The 14,291-nt window shown below is 72.6% G+C and carries 14 protein-coding genes; 8 read left to right on the top strand and 6 right to left on the bottom strand.

Annotated elements, in window-relative coordinates:
• The first annotated feature begins 80 nt into the window (after positions 1-80).
• Positions 81-941: a helix-turn-helix transcriptional regulator gene (locus AB0M30_RS33590; RefSeq protein ID WP_364592187.1), complete on the top strand. Its 861-nt coding sequence runs from the start codon at positions 81-83 to the stop codon at positions 939-941.
• On the opposite strand, the gene AB0M30_RS33585 is transcribed toward AB0M30_RS33590, so the two are convergent.
• On the bottom strand, positions 922-2,133 hold the full coding sequence (locus tag AB0M30_RS33585) for an MFS transporter (protein WP_364592184.1): 1,212 nt from the start codon (positions 2,131-2,133) through the stop codon (positions 922-924). The genes AB0M30_RS33590 and AB0M30_RS33585 overlap by 20 nt on opposite strands.
• 362 nt (positions 2,134-2,495) lie before the next feature.
• Here AB0M30_RS33585 and AB0M30_RS33580 point away from each other — a divergent pair, with 362 nt between their 5' ends.
• The gene (locus tag AB0M30_RS33580; RefSeq protein WP_103344135.1) at positions 2,496-2,708 is read left to right on the top strand and encodes a hypothetical protein; all 213 of its coding nucleotides are present in this window, start codon (positions 2,496-2,498) and stop codon (positions 2,706-2,708) included.
• A gap of 356 nt (positions 2,709-3,064) precedes the next feature.
• On the opposite strand, the gene AB0M30_RS33575 is transcribed toward AB0M30_RS33580, so the two are convergent.
• Complete coding sequence (locus AB0M30_RS33575; protein WP_364592181.1) at positions 3,065-4,576, bottom strand: family 43 glycosylhydrolase; 1,512 nt, start codon at positions 4,574-4,576, stop codon at positions 3,065-3,067.
• Between the two features lie 313 nt (positions 4,577-4,889).
• Here AB0M30_RS33575 and AB0M30_RS33570 point away from each other — a divergent pair, with 313 nt between their 5' ends.
• The 4 genes from AB0M30_RS33570 (at position 4,890) to AB0M30_RS33555 (ending at position 8,130) form a co-directional block, all read left to right on the top strand.
• The gene (locus AB0M30_RS33570) at positions 4,890-5,813 is read left to right on the top strand and encodes an alpha/beta fold hydrolase (protein ID WP_364592178.1); all 924 of its coding nucleotides are present in this window, start codon (positions 4,890-4,892) and stop codon (positions 5,811-5,813) included.
• Between the two features lie 104 nt (positions 5,814-5,917).
• On the top strand, positions 5,918-6,715 hold the full coding sequence (locus AB0M30_RS33565; protein ID WP_364592175.1) for a GAF and ANTAR domain-containing protein: 798 nt from the start codon (positions 5,918-5,920) through the stop codon (positions 6,713-6,715).
• A gap of 55 nt (positions 6,716-6,770) precedes the next feature.
• A complete protein-coding gene (locus AB0M30_RS33560; RefSeq protein WP_364592172.1) occupies positions 6,771-7,592 on the top strand; it encodes a SigB/SigF/SigG family RNA polymerase sigma factor in 822 nt (273 codons plus the stop codon).
• Positions 7,593-7,701: 109 nt separating this feature from the next.
• Complete coding sequence (locus AB0M30_RS33555) at positions 7,702-8,130, top strand: ATP-binding protein (RefSeq protein WP_364592169.1); 429 nt, start codon at positions 7,702-7,704, stop codon at positions 8,128-8,130.
• Here AB0M30_RS33555 and AB0M30_RS33550 read toward each other — a convergent pair.
• Both AB0M30_RS33550 and AB0M30_RS33545 read right to left on the bottom strand, forming a co-directional pair.
• Complete coding sequence (locus tag AB0M30_RS33550) at positions 8,096-9,016, bottom strand: LysR family transcriptional regulator ArgP (protein ID WP_364592334.1); 921 nt, start codon at positions 9,014-9,016, stop codon at positions 8,096-8,098. The genes AB0M30_RS33555 and AB0M30_RS33550 overlap by 35 nt on opposite strands.
• A 51-nt stretch (positions 9,017-9,067) precedes the next feature.
• Entirely contained in the window at positions 9,068-9,607 is a 540-nt protein-coding gene (locus tag AB0M30_RS33545) for an ABATE domain-containing protein (RefSeq protein ID WP_364592166.1), read from the bottom strand.
• A 77-nt stretch (positions 9,608-9,684) separates the two neighbouring features.
• Here AB0M30_RS33545 and AB0M30_RS33540 point away from each other — a divergent pair, with 77 nt between their 5' ends.
• Entirely contained in the window at positions 9,685-10,854 is a 1,170-nt protein-coding gene (locus tag AB0M30_RS33540; protein WP_364592163.1) for an MFS transporter, read from the top strand.
• A 541-nt stretch (positions 10,855-11,395) separates the two neighbouring features.
• On the opposite strand, the gene AB0M30_RS33535 is transcribed toward AB0M30_RS33540, so the two are convergent.
• Positions 11,396-12,286: a LysR family transcriptional regulator gene (locus AB0M30_RS33535; protein ID WP_364592160.1), complete on the bottom strand. Its 891-nt coding sequence runs from the start codon at positions 12,284-12,286 to the stop codon at positions 11,396-11,398.
• 83 nt (positions 12,287-12,369) lie between these two features.
• Between AB0M30_RS33535 and AB0M30_RS33530 the strand changes: the two genes are divergently transcribed.
• Positions 12,370-13,218 (top strand): EamA family transporter, encoded by an 849-nt coding sequence (locus AB0M30_RS33530; RefSeq protein WP_364592157.1) that lies wholly within the window; start codon positions 12,370-12,372, stop codon positions 13,216-13,218.
• A 233-nt stretch (positions 13,219-13,451) separates the two neighbouring features.
• On the opposite strand, the gene AB0M30_RS33525 is transcribed toward AB0M30_RS33530, so the two are convergent.
• A complete protein-coding gene (locus tag AB0M30_RS33525; protein WP_364592154.1) occupies positions 13,452-14,282 on the bottom strand; it encodes an NAD(P)H-binding protein in 831 nt (276 codons plus the stop codon).
• Positions 14,283-14,291 lie beyond the last annotated feature (9 nt).

Here is a 14,291-nt window from a genome sequence, read left to right as displayed (position 1 = left end):
GGCCCGGACCAGGAAGGACGCGCTCAGCCACTGACCGGCAGGTCGTGGTTGAGCGGCACCGGGATCGCGACAATGAGGTCATGGACCGCACGTTCGACGCCGCCACGCTCGGCGCCTTCCTGCGCACCCGGCGGGCGGCGTTGCAACCGGAAGACGTCGGGCTCCGGCGCGGGCCACGCCGGCGCGCGCCGGGCCTGCGGCGGGAAGAGGTCGCGGAGCTGTGCAGCATGTCCGCGGACTACTTCGCCCGCCTGGAACGCGGCGACGGGCCGCAGCCTTCCGAGCCGATGCTCGCGGCCGTCGCCCGGGGCCTGCGGCTCACCCCCGACGAACGTGATCACCTGTTCCTCCTGGCCGGCTACCGCACGGCGCGCCGCGACCTGCGGGCCGGGCACGTGAGCCCCGGGCTGATGCGCGTCATGGACCGCATCGCCGACACCCCGGCCCAGATCATGGGTCCGCTGGGCGAGACGCTGCTGCAGACCCCGTCCGCGGTCGCGCTGCTGGGCGAGCAGACGCGGTACACCGGCCACGCCCGCAGCGCGCCGTTCCGCTGGTTCACCGATCCGGACGCCCGCGAGCGGTACCACCCCGGCGATCACGCCGGGAACAGCCGCGTCAACGTCGCCCAGCTGCGCGCGGCGGTCACCCGCGACGGCCCCGGTTCGCCCGCCGCGGACCTCGTCGCGGCCCTGCGCGCCACCAGCGCCGAATTCGACCGGTTGTGGGAACGCCACGAAGTGGGCCTCCGGCTCAGCGGGACCAAGCGGTTCGTCCACCCCGAGATCGGCCGGCTCGACCTCTACTGCCAGCTCCTGCTCGAGCCCGACGAGGGCCAGTCACTGCTCATCTTCACCGCCACCCCGGGTACCGCGGACCAGGAAAAGCTCGCGCTGCTCACGGTGCTCGGCACCGAAGAGTTCACCGTCGGAACCGAATGACGCCGGCCGGGAGATCGGCCTGACCGCGCCCCACGGCCGCGAGCGCGGTGGCCGCCACCAGGAGGGAGCCCGCGGCCGCCCCCACCACGACGGGCACCGGGCCGAGGCTCGCGCTCAGCGTTCCCGCCACCGCGCTGCCGGCCGGGAAGCCGAGCGCGGAGATCGCCGTCCGGGCTCCCATGACGCTGCCGCGGACCGCCGCCGGGGTCATGCGCTGGACCAAGGTGCGCTCGACCGCGAAGTACGGTCCCCAGCACGCGCCCGCCACCGCGACCAGCACGACGGCCGGGACGAGCGCCGCGGTGGCGGTCAGCAACGCGAAGGGCACCGTGCCGGCCAGGACGATGGCCGGCAAGCGCCACTTCGGCCGCAGGCGGGTCACGAGCGGCACGCCGGCGACCACGCCCGCCAAGCCGCCGGCACCGGCCGCGCCCACCAGCAGCCCGTAGCCGACCGGACCGGCGTGCAGGACCTCCCTGCTCAACACCGGGTACAGGACCTCGGTCATCCCGCCGAGGAAGAGGAACCCGCACGTGGCCACCGAAGTCCAAAACACGACCGGCAGCCGCAGGATGGCGCCGAACCCGGGCCGCGTGCCGTCGGCGGGCGCCGGCGCGATGACCGGCAGGGCGAAGCACAGCGCGCTCATCACGAAGAAGCTCGCCGCGTCGGCGACGAGCGCCACCGGCGCCGTGGCCGACGCGACGAGCGCTCCGGCCAGCGGCGGCCCGAGGACCGCGGCGGCCTCCCAGTTGGTGGCCAGGGCCGTGTTCGCGGCGTCCAGTTCGGACACCGGAACCAGCCGGGGCACGACAGCGCTCTCGGCGACTTCGGTCAGCACCGACACCACGGCGGCACCGGCCGAAACGACACAAAGGACAGTCACGCTGAGCCCGCCGAGCGACCACAGCACCGGAACGAGTCCGATGAGGACACCGCGGACAGCGTTGTCCCACCCGAGCAACAGCCGCGGTGGCACCCGGTCCAGCAGGCGCCCGGCGACGGGTCCGGCCACGATCCGGGGAAGGCCCTGGCACAGCACGACCAGCCCCAGTTCCGCGGGACCCGCGATGTCCAGCACCAGCCAGGAGATCGCCACCACCGTGACGACGTCTCCGGTGCGGGAGATCAGCAAGCCGAGCCAGAACCGGCGGAACGGCGGATTTCCTTTCAGCACAACGAAAGCACGCACCCCGAAACTCCCCTGGTTGCCGGATGCCGTGTCGGAGGAACACCTTAGCAATCCGGACCGGGTCGATTAAAGCGCCGATTTTCGCGAATCGTCGGCCGCTAGTCTCGCCTCGGCGGCCCGGCGTGCCCGCGCCGAGGCCGCCGTTCTCCTGCGGGGGCGCGCGGCGGCGCGGGCGTGGTGTACAGTGAGTGGTGTCCGAGAGTATTTAGTGCGCAAGTGGTCGAACCCGCGCCTTCCTCGGCCCTCAATCCAGCCGATCACCGAGCCACTTCGGCGGCTGAAACCGGCGGGACACACCCCCGGTGACCAGCGCACCCGCTCCGGTGGCGCCCACGAAAGGATCCCCGATCACCACTTCCACGATGGACAGCTCGCTGTTCAGCCACCCCCTCGACGAAGAGCCCCGGCCCGAAGCGCTCACCGCGCCCCAGGAGAGCCGGTACGGCAGCCTGTTCCTCCAGCCGGTGTACACGCCGTCGGCGGCCTTCGAACCCTCGCCGGGTGCGAACGGACGGCCGGAAGCGGAGAACGCACGGGCACACGACCCGTCCGGACGCCGCGCCCGCCGCCGCTGACCCCGGCCGGCCGTGGCGGGGTGTTCCCGACCCCCAAGACGGCCGGCATGACGCGAACCAGGCGACGCCGGGAGGGAAACCGGTGCCGCAGCTTGCTCGCGCACGGTTCCTGACTCGCCGCCCGGCGTCGACGGGCACGTCGGCGAGCCATCGGAGTCGGTCAGCGGCGGCGCACTCGCGACCGGCACCGCGTCCCGACCGCGGCCGACCGTGCCGCGATGCGCCCGCGCAGTCGGACAAGGTCATGCCGCTCGGCGTCGGGAGCGGGACCGGCACGCAGTGGCGGTGCATCCGGTGCCCTCGCACCGGCCGTCGGGCCGCGAAAACGGTTCCGCGACCCGGCCCCGCGCCGGGTGTCAGCCGGTCTGCGCCAGGCTGAAGTCGTCGACGTTCACCCAGTTGCCCGCGTTCGCGTCGGAGAACACCCCCACCTGGATCGACCCGTTGGTCACCGCAATGCCGGAGACGCTCACCTTCGTCCAGCTGCCGAGCGACTGGCTGATCGACGCGCTCAGCTCACTCCCGCCGAAGTTCTTCGCGAATACCGTCGCCTTCTTCTGCCCGCCGCTGCTCTTCACCCACGCCGACAGCGTGTACGTGCCGTTCGGTAGCGAGATGTTCTGGTACCTGCTGGCGTTATAGGCCGACGACGAACTCTGCGCGAACGCCCACCGTCCGGTGTGGCCGCCCAGCTTGTTGCTGTTCACCGCACCGCCGGTGGTGGTCCAGCCCGCGAGGTCGTTCTGGGCCACCCGGTCGGCCTCGGCGCTCGGGTTCAGCACGTAGTTGTTGCCGCGCCCGGCCGACCAGGTTCCCGATGAAGCGTCGACGGTCCACTGGTTCAGCGAGTGGAACACCGGCGTCGACCCGTTGAAGGTGACCGGCACCCAGTCGTTGTACCCGATGCCGTTGCCGGCGAAGTCGCTCCAGCGATCACCGCCGAACACCACGAACGAACCCTGCGAACCGGTCACCGTGAACGCCAGACCGGTCTGCGTCACGTGCGAGAAGTCCGCGTCCGTCCCCTGCAGGACGAATTCCGCCGAGTACGGGCCCATGATGTTCTTCGCGCTGATGCAGTACGTGTGGGAGGCGTTCCAGCCGTGCAGGTCGGAGGAACAGAAGTAGTACGTCCCGCCGTACTTGAACATGATGTTGCCCTCGCGCCCACCCGCCGAACTGTTGTAGACGTTCTTGGCCGGGTCGACCTGGAGGAAATCCGAAGCCCGCAACGTCGAGACGTACAGGTGCGACCGGCCGCTCTTGTTGCTGTAGATCAGGTACGCCTTGCCGTCGTCGTCGGTGAAGACCGACTGGTCGCCGGACATGCCGGTGGAGACACCGCTGATGCTCGACTGCGTGCCCGCCCGGGTGAACCGGCCGTTCGGCGTGCTGCTCGTGGCGAACACCAGCCCACTGTCCAGCTGCGAGACCAGCACGAACTTGCCGGTGTTCGGGTTACGCGCCACGCCGATCCGGCCCACCCAGCCACCGCCGAGGTCGGCGCCGGTCAGCGCGTTGCCTTCGAACTTCCAGTTCGCCAGGTCGGTCGACGAATAAATGGTGATCGCGCTCAGCGACGTGTCACTGTTCTTCCCGCCCGCCGGGTTGCCGGCGTAGCTGACCGCGCCGTTGTACTTGGCCCCGTACCAGTAATACGTACTGCCGACCTTCAGGACACCGCCGCCCTGGGAGTAGATCGGGGTGCCCGAGGTGTCCTTCCAGAACACGTCGTTCTGGATCGAGACGGCCGCGGCGGTGCGCGGGGTGGCCGCGTCGGCACCGGCCGCGCCGCCGACGGACGTCAGCGCGACGGAGAGGGGCAGCAGGATCGAAGCGAGCGTTCGCCGGAAGTTCTTTTTCAGCACTTCATGACCTCCGCGATGAGGAGCACTGGGCGATTCATCCGTGGCAGGTACGCGCACCCGGCCGCCTGGAGCAGGACTCGACAGGACCGGTGACTTTGGGAGCGCTCCCAGCGTAACACGCGGTCGCCGCGCCGGAAACCTTTCGTTCACACCGAAGCCACCCCTTCGCCGGAGTGGGTCACTCATCGAGTAAGCGCTTTCCCGAGCCGGCCGCTCCCGCCGCCGAGACCCGGAGTTGACAGCGCGGACCGACTTGCCCCAGGCTTATTGGCATCCTGTCAGTAGCCCTGGAGTACCCGATCCGGGAGGCCGCGTGCCGGACGAAGGCCCGATCTCGCTGCGCCACCGGCTCGCCGGGCTGACCCGCTCGGTCCGGCCGCCCACCGGCGACGGCGTGCCCTGGCAACCCGACCTGCCCGCCGGGCGCATGCTGGCCCTGCCCGGGCGAGGCAGCGTGTTCGTACGCGACAACCTGCACGACGGCTCGCTCCGGGGCCACCCGGTCCTGCTGCTCCACGGCTGGACGCTCTCGCTGGACACCACCTTCTACGGCCTGATGCCGAGCTTGGCGCGCCGCTACCCGTTCGCGGGATTCGATCAACGCGGCCACGGCCGCACGCTCCTCGACGCCCGCCGCTTCACCATCCCGGAGCTGGCCGCGGACGCCCTGGCCGTGCTCGACGAGCTGGGGATCGAGAAGGCCATCGTCTGCGGGTTCTCCCTCGGCGGCCCGGTCGGCCTGCACCTGGCCGTCGCCCGCCCGGACCGCGTTGCCGGACTGGTGCTGTCGGCCGCCGCGCTCAGCTACACCCAAACCCGGCGTGACCGGCTCTTCTGGCGCGCCATCGCCGTGAGCGGACGGCTACCCGGCTTCGGCGCCGGGACATCGGCCGCCGCCCGCTACTTCGGAGCCAACCGGCGCGTTCCGGAGTTCGAGGCCCGGTGGCCGTGGCTCCGGCGTGAACTCGCGCGAGCCCCGCTGTCCCAGCACCTGGCCACCGGACGGGCGGTGGCCGGCTACGACCTGCGCGGCCGGCTCGCCCCGCTCCGGGCGATCCCCGCCACGGTCGTCGTCACCGAAGGCGACGCGGTCTGCCCGCCGCGCCTGCAACTCCAGCTCGCCGGGCAGCTCGGCGCGCACTCGATCCCGGTCCCGTTCGACCACGACTTCCCGGTCGCCCGGCCGGCGGCCTTCGGCGAGGCGATGCTCCGGGCCGTCGACGACATGCAGGCCTGAGCGCGCCCGCAGCACTCGTAGCGGCCGGACCACCCGGGGGGTTACGTTGGTCGCGCGATGGTTGAGAAGGCAGCCGTCTTCCGCGGCAACTCGGGGAGACCGGCATGAGCAGTGACCAGGACTGGCAGCGCGACAAGGAAGAGTTCGTCGCCGACCGCGAGCCCCATCAGGCCGCGCCCGGGCCCTTGGCCGAGCAGTTCGCCCAGCTGACCCGCACCCTGCTCGTCGCGCCGGCCGTGGAAGACGTGCTGGAACGCGTCCTCGAAGCGACAACAGTGATGGTCCCGGCCGCCGACCTCGCCAGCTTCACCCTGCTCGACGCCGACGGCCACTTCCACACCCCCGCGGAAACCGACGAAGTCGCCATCGAACTCGACCGGCGGCAATACCGGTTCCGGGAAGGCCCCTGCGTCGAAGCCGCCGACCCCGGCGGCCCCGCCGTCGCGATCGCCCCCGACCTCACCACCGAACCACGCTGGCCCCAATGGGCCCCGGCCGCCACCCAGCTCGGCATGGGCTCCGTCGTCTCCACCGCCCTGATCAGCGGACCACCCCGCGGCGAGTCCCGCGGCGCCCTCAACGTCTACTCCCGCTCCCGGCACGGCCTCGACGCCGCCGACCGCGACGTCCTGCTGCTGCTCGCCACCCACGCCTCCCTCGCCCTGGCCGCCACCGACGCCGTCACCCGCTCGGAACTCCAGGCCGCCCACCTGCGCAAAGCCATCGACAGCCGCGACGTGATCGGCCAGGCCAAGGGCATCATCATGGCGCGGCGAGGCGTCTCCGCGGACGCCGCCTTCGACATCCTGCGGCGCACTTCCCAGGACCTCAACGTCAAGCTCGCCGACCTCGCCCGCACGCTCGCCGGGCGGCACACCGAGATCGACCTCCCCACCCGCTGACGACCAGGAACAAGCCCGTTCGTGTAATTCACACGATCAGGGGTACCCATCAGTTATGACTGTCTGTGCTCCCGACCACGCGCCGGCGAAAGACGCGCTGACCGTCCCGACGCCGCGACGGTCCGACGAATACGCCCACTGCGTTCCCCTCTTCGACGAGCGCAGCCGCCTCGACGTCGAAGACCCCCGTCGGGCCGCTCTCCGTGAGCGGCTGATCACCGAGCACCTCCCCCTCGCCGAGCACATCGCGCGGCGGTTCAGCGGCCGCGGCGAACCCTTCGAAGACCTGCTGCAGGTCGCGCGGACCGGGTTGATCCGCGCGGTCGACCGGTACGACGCCGGCCGCGGCAGCGACTTCGTGTCCTTCGCCGTGCCGACCATCATGGGCGAGGTGCGCCGGCACTTCCGCGACGTCGGCTGGTCGATGCGCGTGCCCAGGACGCTGAAGGACCTGAAGCAGAAGCTCGCGAAGGCGAGCGACGTCCTGGCCCACGAACTGGGCCGCGCCCCCACCCCCAGCGAACTCGCCCGCCACCTCGACATGGACGTCGACACCGTCCGCGAAGGCCTCCTCGCCGCCCAGGCCTACCGCGCCACTTCCCTCGACACCCCCGCGCGAGACGGCGAGGAGGACTTCGCCGCCGCCGCCCGGCTCGCCGAGGACGACACCGGCTTCGAACGGTTCGAAAACCACATCGCCCTGCGCGCGGCCATGGCCACCCTGGAACCCCGGGAACGCGCCATCGTCAAGATGCGGTTCGCCGACGAGCTCACCCAAAGCCAGATCGCCCAGCGCGTCGGCGTCTCCCAGATGCACGTCTCCCGGCTGCTGGCCAAGACCCTGGAGCAGCTGCGGCAGCACATCGACGCCGGGTGATCCACCGGCGCCCGCGTCCGGCGGTTCACGCCCCGGCAACCGGGTAACCAGGCCCGACAACGGCGCCCCGAAACGGACGGGCGCCGCGGATCAGGAAGGCCCAGCCCCGATGCCGATCGAAGAGCAGACGACGCACCTCGACGACTCGCTGCGCGTGCTCGCCCTCGAGGTCACCGACGACCTCGCCGAGCTGGCCACCGTGCGCGCGTGGGCCGAGAAGCTGCTGCAGGATCTGCCCGAAGACCAGCGGGTGGACGCGCTCATGGTGGTCGACGAGCTGACGTCGAACGCCCTCCGGCACGGCAAGCCGCCCCGGCAGGTCCGCCTGCTGCGCAAACGCGACTGGCTCTCCGTCGAAGTCGACGACGGCTGCGTCGACCCCGCCTGCCCGCGGCCGCCGTCGTCCGACGGCGGGCACGGGCTCAAGCTGGTCGCCGCGCTGAGCGTGTCCTGGGGTCAGTGGCAGCGTCCCACGGGCAAGACCGTCTGGGCCGAACTCGACCTCACCCGCGCCGCCGCGCCCGGCCGGCCGCAGTGAGCGGGCCGCGCAACGAGGACGCCGCCGCGGCCGCCACCGCTTCGGCCACTGTGGACAGTGCGGGCAGGTCCAGTTTCCACTGCTGCCAGTAGAGCGGCACGTCCACCGGCCGGTTCCGCACGAGTGGCACCAGCGTGCCGGCCCGCAGCCCGGGTGCCGCCTGCACGTCGGGCACCATGCCCCACCCGAGGCCGGCTTCGACCGCGGCGACGACCATCTCCGAGGCCGGGACGTAGTGCCGCAGCGCACTCGCCCCGGTCCCGCCGAGCAGCCGCACGAACGCGTCCTGCAGGTCGTCGTGGTCGTCGAACACGACGACCGGCGCCGCGGACAGGTCGTCCCGCGGCGCGCCGGTCACCCACCGCGCCACGAAGGTAGGGGCGGCCAGCGGCAGGTAGCGCAGGTCGCCGAGCGGGCGCACGGAGCAGCCCTGCACCGGAGCGGCCGAGGACGTCACCGCCGCCATCACCCGGCCCTCCCGCAGCAACGTGGTGGTGTGTTCCTGGTCTTCGCGGTGCAATTCGAAACAGATCGGCGGGTCGGCGGTCAGCCCGGCGAGCGCCGGCAGGAACCAGGTGGACAGCGAGTCGGCGTTGACCGCGATCGGGACACGGACGGGCTCGCCGCTCATGCCCAGCTCGGCCCGCGCGTCCCGCTCGAGGGCCGCCAGCCGCCGCGCGAACCGGACCACGATCTGCCCGGATTCGGTGACCCGCACCGGTTTCGTGCGGGTCACCAGCACGCTGCCGGTGCGCTGTTCGAGCGCCTTCACCCGCTGGCTCACGGCCGACGGCGTCACGTGCAGCACCGCCGCGGCGGCGTCGAACGTGCCCGCGTCGACGACCGCGAGCAGCGTCCTGGTCTGGTCCAGCGGCAGATCCGTCATCACGGGCGCTGATCTTACGGCGAAAACTTCAGCTGAGCTGTCGACAGTGCGCTATGAGCCGAGGCCGGCTTTCGCTCGATGAGCCGACTTCTTCGCCTGGTTCCCGCACACCCCCATCGAGCACCACCGCCGCGTGCCCGGCCGGGACGTGTCGAGGAACAACGCCCCGCACCGGGCCCCCTCGCACCGCCGGACCCTCGCGAACTCCGGCGACGTCACCAGTTCCAGCGCGTCCCGGGCGAGCAACGCCAGCATCGCCGACGCGGGATCCGCGGCCTGCCAGCGCAGTTCGCCCGACGGCGTCAGCGAAGGCGCGGGCACCGGCAGGGCCGCGGCCCGGTTCAGCCGCTGCCGAGCCGGTGGGCGCGCCGAGGCCGTCAGCAGCTCGTGGATCGCCTCGCGGACCGCGCGCGCATCGCCGGCCGACGCCGGCCGGACGGGGGTGGCGAACGGGCCGAACCGGTCGATCCACGCACCCCACGCCGTCGCGTCCGGCAGCTCCTCCGTCTCCGACGGCGTCCCGCGGTATCGCAGCGTCCGGATGAAGTCGAGGCACAGGCGGCCCGCTCCCGCGCGGAAGTTGTCCGTCATACGGGTCACAGTACGCCGGAACCGGTTTGACTGGTACCGTCGGGAACCGATCAAACCGGTTCCACGAGGGGGCACGCATGACCGAGACCGAGCAGAAAGCCCCGCCCGGCTGGCTCGTGCTGCTCCTGGCCGTCTCCTGTGGACTGACCGTCGCGAACCTCTACTACGCCCAGCCGCTGCTCGCCGAGCTGCGGCAGGCCTTCGGGGTCGGCGAGGCCGCCGCCGGCGGGGTGGTCACCGCCACCCAGCTCGGGTACGCCGCCGGCATGCTGCTGCTCGTCCCGCTGGGCGACCGGCTCGAAAACCGCGGGCTCGTCGCGACGCTGCTCGCGGTCGCCTGCGCCGCGCTGGTCGTCACCGGGATCGCGCCCGGGTTCGCTGTCCTGCTGCTCGCCTCGCTGGTCGTCGGGGCGGCGTCGGTCGTGGTGCAGATCCTCATCCCGTTCGCCGCCGACCTCTCCCCCGACGCCATCCGCGGCCGGATCGTCGGGCGGGTCGTCAGCGGGCTGCTCTTCGGGATCCTGCTCTCGCGCGTCGTCGCCAGCCTGCTGGCGGAGGTGACCAGCTGGCGGGTGGTGTTCTTGATTTCGGCCGGCGCGATGGCCGCGCTCGCCCTCGTCCTGCGCTTCATCCTGCCGCCCCGCGCGCCCAAGACCGACGTCCGCTACGGCGAACTGCTCCGCTCCACGTTCGCCATGGCGCGGAAACACCCGCCGCTGCGCCACCGGGCGCTCTACCAGTCGGCGATGTTCGGTGCTTTCAGCGCGTTCTGGACGACCATCGCGTTCGTCCTGACCGCGCCGCCCTTCAACTATTCCCAGCTGGGCGTCGGCCTGTTCGCGCTGGCGGGCGCGGCCGGCGCCGCGGTGGCGCCGCTGGCCGGCCGGTGGTCGGACCACGGCCACGGTCGGCAGCTCACCGCGGGCGCTTTCGTGCTGTGCGCCGCGGCTTTCGCGCTCGCCGGCTTCGGCGCGCACAGCGTCATCCTGCTGGCGATCGCGGCGATCGCCGTCGACATGGCCGTCCAGACGACGCTGGTGGTCGGCCAGCACACGATCTACCAGCTCGACCCGTCCGCCCGCGCCCGCATCAACAGCGTGTACCTGGGCACGTTCTTCATCGGCGGCGCGATCGGCTCCCAGGCCGGCTCGATCGCCTACCACCTCGGCGGCTGGACGGCGGTCGTCGTGTTCGCCGGCGTGCTCCCGCTGCTCGGCCTGGCAGGGATGGTCCGCACCCGCGTCTAGCGCGCCAGCAAGCCGAGCACCAACGCCAGCGGCGCCCACGTCTCCCGCCCACGCCGCGTACAGGCGAAGGCACGCTGCCGCACCTCGGGACCGGCCAACGGCAGCACCGTGACCCCCGATCTCGCGGGCCTACGTCACCGGCGTGCTCCCGCTGCTCGGCGGCCCGCACCCGCGTCTAGCGCGCCAGCAAGCCGAGCACCAGCGCCAGCGCCAGCGACGGCCACGTCTCCCGGCCGCGCCGCGCACAGGCGAAGGCACGCTGCCGCACCTCGGGACCGGCCAACGGAAAAGCCGCGACCCCTGATCGCGTCGCCGGTGTGCTCCCGCTGCTCGGCCTGGCCGGAATGACCCGCACCCGCGTCTAACGCGCCAGCAAGCCGAGCACCAACGCCAGCGGCGCCCACGTCTCCCGGCCGCGCCGCGCACAGGCGAAGGCACGCTGCCGCACCTCGGGACCGGCCAACGGAAAAGCCGCGACCCCTGATCGCGTCGCCGGTGTGCTCCCGCTGCTCGGCCTGGCCGGAATGACCCGCACCCGCGTCTAACGCGCCAGCAAGCCGAGCACCAACGCCAGCGGCGCCCACGTCTCCCGCCCACGCCGCGTACAGGCGAAGGCACGCTGCCGCACCTCAGGACCGGCCAACGGCAGCACCGTGACCCCCGATCTCGCCGCCCAGGTCGCCGGCAGCAGGCCGACCGCGGGTGCCGGGCCGGTCGCGATGAGGTCCTCCACCAGCTCCAGGCTGTCCGCGCGGTGCGTCAGGCGGGGCTCGAACCCCGCCATGGCCGCCAGCCTGCGGACCACGTCCTCGTCCGTGCCGTCGCGGGAGTTGACGATCCAGCCGTGGTCGCGGAACGCCTCGAAGACCGCCACCGTCCCGTCGCCGCGCACCCGGGGCGCGTCGGCGGCCGGGACGGCGAGTCCCCAGCTCGCCGTCCACAGTGGACGCGCCTGGATCGCGGGGTCGGTGCCCGCCGGGGCGAGTTCGTAGTCGTAGGTGAGGGCGAGGTCGATGTCGCCGGCCAGCAGCGCGGCGAACGCCTCGGGCGGTTCGTACTCGCTGATCCGCAGCTCGACCCGCGGGTGGTGCGCGGCGAGCGCGGCCGCGGCCGGCAGCACCGAGCGCCGCACGGCCGTGGCGAACCCGGCGACCCGCACAGTACCGGCCGGCTCGGCGTGGGGGTCGAGATCGGCGCGCGCGGCCTCCACGGCGGCGAGGATCGTCACCGCGTGCTCGGCCAGGCGGCGTCCCGCGGGGGTGAGCCGCACCCGCCGGCCGTCCGGTTCCAGCAGGGGCACGCCGGTTTCCCGCGCCAGGACCGCGATCTGCTGCGAGACCGTGGACGTGGTGGTGCCGAGCACGTCCGCCACCGCGCGCATCGAGCCGTGGCGGGACAGCTCGAGGAAGGACCGGAGCCGGCGGGTGTCCACGCCGCCATTGTCCACGAACTGCGAACGGTATGTCCACGATTGCCACGTGGACATGAACGGTCGTGGTCGGCTTTGCTGGACCCGTGCCGTCCTCATCCCGCGCCGGAGCGACCCTCGCCGTCGCCGCCATGCTCTGCGTCCAGCTCGGTCTCGCCGTGTCGGTCGGCCTGTTCGACCGCGTCGGTCCGGAAGGAGCGGCGTGGTTGCGCCTGGCGTGGGCCGGGGTGCTGCTGCTCGTCGTGGTCCGGCCGCGTCCGTCGTCGTTCCGGCGGAGCACGTTCGTGGCCTGCTGCGGCCTGGGCGTGGTCACGGCGGGAATGACCATGCTGTTCATGGAAGCGGTGGCCCGGTTGCCGCTGGGCACGGCGAGCGCGCTGGAGTTCCTCGGGCCGCTGACCGTCGCCGTCACGCGAGGCCGCAAGCGGGGGTGGCCCGTCCTCGCCGCGGCCGGGGTGGTGTTGCTGACCCAGCCGTGGCGGGGCGGCGCGGACCTGGCGGGCGTCGGCTTCGCGCTGGCGGCCGCGGTCTGCTGGGCCGGCTACATCCTGCTGACGCAGCGGGTCGGCGACGAGGTGGCGGGCGTGCGCGGGCTCGCCGTGTCGATGCCGGTTGCGGGCCTCGTCGCGACGCTCGTCTACGGACCGGCGGTGTTCGGGCACCTGACCTGGCCACTGCTGCTCACCGGCCTCGGGCTGGCGGTGTTGCTGCCGGTGGTGCCGTTCGCGCTCGAGATGCTCGCCCTGCGGCGCCTGACCGCCCCCGCGTTCGGGACGCTGATGAGCCTGGAACCGGCCATCGCCCTGACGATCGGGCTCATCGTGCTCCACCAGATCCCGGACGCCGCCGCGGCGGCGGGTGTGGTGCTCGTCGTGGCGGCCGGGATCGGCGCGGAACGGACCGGGACGCGGGAGCGGGCCGGGCAGCCGGTCTAGCGCGTGTCTGACAACGCCTTGGCCCAGGTGACCACGGCGGGCAGGGACGAGCGCCGGTCGGTGGATGCCAGGTCCGGATCGGTTGCCACGGACCGGACACCACCGGAACATCCCGCCACGCGAGCCCGCACCGATACCGGTGGATGATCCCCTCAACCATCGCCCGTCCATCCGAGCACGGCGGGGATCGGCGCGGAGCGGACCGGGACGCGGGAGCGGGCCGGGCAGCCGGCCTAGGCGAAGACGTCCCGCCGCGCGGCCACCCACTCCGCGTACGTCGTCCCTGGCCGGCCCAGCAGCTCCTCGACGACGCCGGTCGGCACTTGCGGGTGCCGCAGCGTTTCTTCGAAGCCGTCAAGCAGCCAATCGACGGCCGATTCCGGGACGCCGTAACCGATCCACTGCGCGCGCTGCTCTCCCGGGGTCAGCTCGCGGAAGCGGATCTCGCGACCCAGCACCGAGGCCAGGGTCTCGACCTGCCCGCGCAGGGTGATCGCCTCCGGTCCACTGAGGACATACGTCTGGCCGGTGTGCCCGGCCGAGACCAGCACCCGGGCGGCCACCGCCGCGATGTCGCCGAGGTCGATGGGGGTCTGTGTCGCGTCGCCGTAGGCCATCGCGACCTCGCCCGCCCGGACCATCGGCGCCCAGTCGAGCGTGTTGTTCATGAACCCGCCGGGGCGCAGGAAGGTCCAGGCGAACCCCGCGTCCCGGACGGCGGCTTCGACGGCGCCGTACTCGTGCCCGCTGGAGCCCTCGTGCTCGTCCCCGACGCTGCTGCCCGACAACGCGACCACCCGCTCGACGCCGGCCTCCGCGGCCAGCTCGCAGAACCGCCGGACGGTGCGGGCCATCGGCGCCAGGTACACCGCCGAGACCCCCTTGAGCGCGACCGGCAGCGTCGACGGCCTCGCCAGTGACCCGACGACCACCTCGGCCCCGGCCGGGAGCCGGGCGCGTTCCGGATCGACGGTCAGCGCCCGCACGGGCACCCCCGCCGCGACCAGTTCGTCGACCACCAGCCGGCCGACGCTGCCGGTCGCGCCCGTCACCAGGATCGTCATGAGCGTCCT

The organism is Amycolatopsis sp. NPDC051716 (assembly GCF_040681595.1).
Taxonomy (GTDB): domain Bacteria; phylum Actinomycetota; class Actinomycetes; order Mycobacteriales; family Pseudonocardiaceae; genus Amycolatopsis.
The sequence above is the reverse complement of the archived record's forward strand: the minus strand, read 5'-3'. Positions and strand labels throughout refer to the sequence as shown.

Excerpts from the sequence above, each read along its gene's own strand:
- AB0M30_RS33590 (WP_364592187.1), top strand. The coding sequence starts at position 81 with ATGGACCGCACGTTCGACGCCGCCACGCTCGGCGCCTTCCTGCGCACC.
- AB0M30_RS33580 (WP_103344135.1), top strand. The coding sequence starts at position 2,496 with ATGGACAGCTCGCTGTTCAGCCACCCCCTCGACGAAGAGCCCCGGCCC.
- AB0M30_RS33565 (WP_364592175.1), top strand. The coding sequence starts at position 5,918 with ATGAGCAGTGACCAGGACTGGCAGCGCGACAAGGAAGAGTTCGTCGCC.
- AB0M30_RS33560 (WP_364592172.1), top strand. The coding sequence starts at position 6,771 with ATGACTGTCTGTGCTCCCGACCACGCGCCGGCGAAAGACGCGCTGACC.
- AB0M30_RS33555 (WP_364592169.1), top strand. The coding sequence starts at position 7,702 with ATGCCGATCGAAGAGCAGACGACGCACCTCGACGACTCGCTGCGCGTG.
- AB0M30_RS33550 (WP_364592334.1), bottom strand. The coding sequence starts at position 9,016 with ATGACGGATCTGCCGCTGGACCAGACCAGGACGCTGCTCGCGGTCGTC.
- AB0M30_RS33545 (WP_364592166.1), bottom strand. The coding sequence starts at position 9,607 with ATGACGGACAACTTCCGCGCGGGAGCGGGCCGCCTGTGCCTCGACTTC.
- AB0M30_RS33540 (WP_364592163.1), top strand. The coding sequence starts at position 9,685 with ATGACCGAGACCGAGCAGAAAGCCCCGCCCGGCTGGCTCGTGCTGCTC.
- AB0M30_RS33525 (WP_364592154.1), bottom strand. The coding sequence starts at position 14,282 with ATGACGATCCTGGTGACGGGCGCGACCGGCAGCGTCGGCCGGCTGGTG.